The organism is Methanomethylovorans sp., from assembly GCF_050177135.1.
Classification (GTDB): Archaea; Halobacteriota; Methanosarcinia; order Methanosarcinales; family Methanosarcinaceae; genus Methanomethylovorans.
Window position 1 is genome coordinate 1 of the sequence record NZ_JBFXHJ010000183.1, and the last position, 2,537, is coordinate 2,537.

Below are 2,537 nucleotides of genomic sequence, written 5' to 3' on the forward strand. Positions count from 1 at the left end.
CACTACCCATCTATAGGGAATGATGGCACCTCTTGTGGGAACATCGAATATATCCCTGTTGATATCAGTTATGGCTATCCCTTTAACATTCCTTTCTTCAACATTCAATACAAGGTCAGCCACTTTTCCAACATATGTGCCAGCATCTGTGTAAACATTAAGCCCGAAAAGCGATGTCAAATCCGTACGCATGCTATCTCTCCTTTATTTAAGAGTACTTATATATGAATATTCGTATGTAAAAGCACTATACTACAAATGCTTTTTCATATACTCCCATATCTAGTTTTTCTATACCAGACCTTACAGCCTTTTCAGAGATCGAAAGCGCTGCCATCTGTTCTGGCGTGAGGTCTATTTCAATGACCTTTTCAATACCGTTCTTTCCCAGCTTTACGGGTACTCCCAGGCAAACGTCACTGAACCCGTACTCCCCTTCAAGATAAACGGATGCTGGTACAACTCTTCCTGAATCGTTTATGATCGCATCCACCATGGATACTATCGCTGCCGATGGAGCATAGAAAGCACTTCCTTCCTTAAGCAGGCTGACTATCTCGGCTCCGGCATCAATGGTCCTTGCGACAAGCCTGTCAATAGTTTCCTGTGGCAGGAATTCGGATATGGGTATCCCTGATACTGTCGTGTACTGTGGCAGAGGGACCATATTGTCTCCATGCCCACCCAGGACCATGGCATCCACATCCTTTACGGAACATCCGACCTCCTTAGCTACAAAAGAGGCGAATCTGGTGGAGTCCAATAACCCGCTCATACCAAATACCCTCTTTTTTCCAAACCCGGTATATTTGTATGCAGCATAAGTGATAATATCCAATGGATTGGTCACTGTGAGCACTATGCTCTTTGGTGCATACTGCCTGATATTGCCGCATACATCTCTTGTGATCTTTGCGTTGATGTTCAGCAGATCATCTCTTGTCATACCTGGTTTGCGTGCTATACCTGCAGTTATGATCACTATATCGGAACCCTCTATGTCAGCATAATCATTGGTTCCTTTTATGTCCACATCATAGCCCATCAAAGGCGCAGCCTGCATAAGATCAAGTGCTTTTCCCTGTGGAAGGCCGGGTACCACATCCAGCATAACAATATCGCCGAACTTGCTCTCTGCCAGCCTCTGCACAGTGGATGCACCCACATTACCTGCGCCTATCACTGAAAGTTTTTTCATGTCCATTCCTCTTATAAGGTGTTTTTTGACATTTACACACTAATATAAAAGTTGTTCATATATTATATTAGTTGTGATTCATCGTTAAGTCTGGCCTCGGTATAGACGCATAACGTCATGGTTATTAATCAATAATCTATACTAAGGGAAAGAGGCCGGTTCAATGCTAGAAAGCACTTATATCCACATGCCTATGATAGGCGCCACCATAGAGAAACGTATATGGACCAGTGGTGTGAGAAAATGGGAAGAATTCCTCTGTGAAAGGGATAGTGTCCACATTCCTGATAAAAAGAAAAGTCTCATCTGTGCAGGCATAGTGGATTCTCTGGACAGGTTAAAAGCCAGAGACCATGCATTCTTTGCCTGTTCCCTTCCATCTTCGGAACATTGGAGGGCCTACAGGCATTTTTCGGATAATGTGGCATGTGTGGATATTGAGACCACAGGTCTTGCCCCCTGTCACGACAATATTACAGTGGTGGGCATTTATAACGGAAAGGAAGCAAGAACATACGTCAAAGGCATCGACCTTGAAGAGATCGTTGAAGAGCTGCCCAAATACGAAACACTTATCACTTTTAATGGCGCCCGCTTTGATCTGCCCTTCATCAAAAGGGAATTCCCTGAGATCGAATTTGACCAGTTGCACATCGATCTGATGTACCCTCTGCGCCGTATCGGTCTTTCCGGCGGATTGAAAAAGATAGAACAAATGCTTGGCATCTCCAGAAGTGAGGGAACTACAGGTCTTTCAGGTTTTGATGCAGTACGCCTCTGGCGGGAATACGAACGTGGAAACAACAGGTCCCTTGATCTTTTGCTCGAATACAACCGTGAGGATATAGTGAACCTTAAAACCATCATCGATATGGTATATGACAGGTTAGTGGAGAATAAATTCGGGCAAGCTGGGACCACTTGTGAAAAGTAGGTCCTTTGGACTTTTAGTAGAAACGCAAAGGACCCATTTCCAAAACTGAGCTTTTGGTCCAATTCAATGGATGTGCATAGTGATATGATCTTGATTCGAACCTATAGTCCGGATGCTGATCGTTCAGAACATAATTACAATACCATGAGAAGTACATACGCTAAAAGGAGATGAATTCGAGAATAAAGCTGGGTAAATATTATATTGTAATGCGGGGATTCTAAAACGCCAGAAGTGGGGGGTAATATATCTTTGATGATATATGGAAGTTTTGATGGGGTTTGTGAAGTGATAAAGGAGAGTCTATGAACTCGGCGGTCGTGCTTAGTGTACTTGGCACCCTCCTGCGTTTTCAGGGAGCTATAATGTTAATTCCCCTGTTAGTAGCAGTATATTACAATGAAT

The 2,537-nt window shown here is 43.5% G+C and carries 3 protein-coding genes; 1 reads left to right on the top strand and 2 read right to left on the bottom strand.

Going from position 1 to position 2,537, the window contains the following annotated elements; genetic code table 11:
* Positions 1–192: PRC-barrel domain-containing protein (locus AB7U21_RS11025; RefSeq protein WP_428389041.1), on the bottom strand; the 192-nt coding region annotated here is incomplete at its 3' end.
* 55 nt (positions 193–247) lie between these two features.
* Entirely contained in the window at positions 248–1,198 is a 951-nt protein-coding gene (gene mdh, locus AB7U21_RS11030) for a malate dehydrogenase (protein ID WP_428389043.1), read from the bottom strand.
* 163 nt (positions 1,199–1,361) lie between these two features.
* Here mdh and AB7U21_RS11035 point away from each other — a divergent pair, with 163 nt between their 5' ends.
* Entirely contained in the window at positions 1,362–2,132 is a 771-nt protein-coding gene (locus tag AB7U21_RS11035; protein ID WP_428389045.1) for a ribonuclease H-like domain-containing protein, read from the top strand.
* Positions 2,133–2,537: the final 405 nt, after the last annotated feature.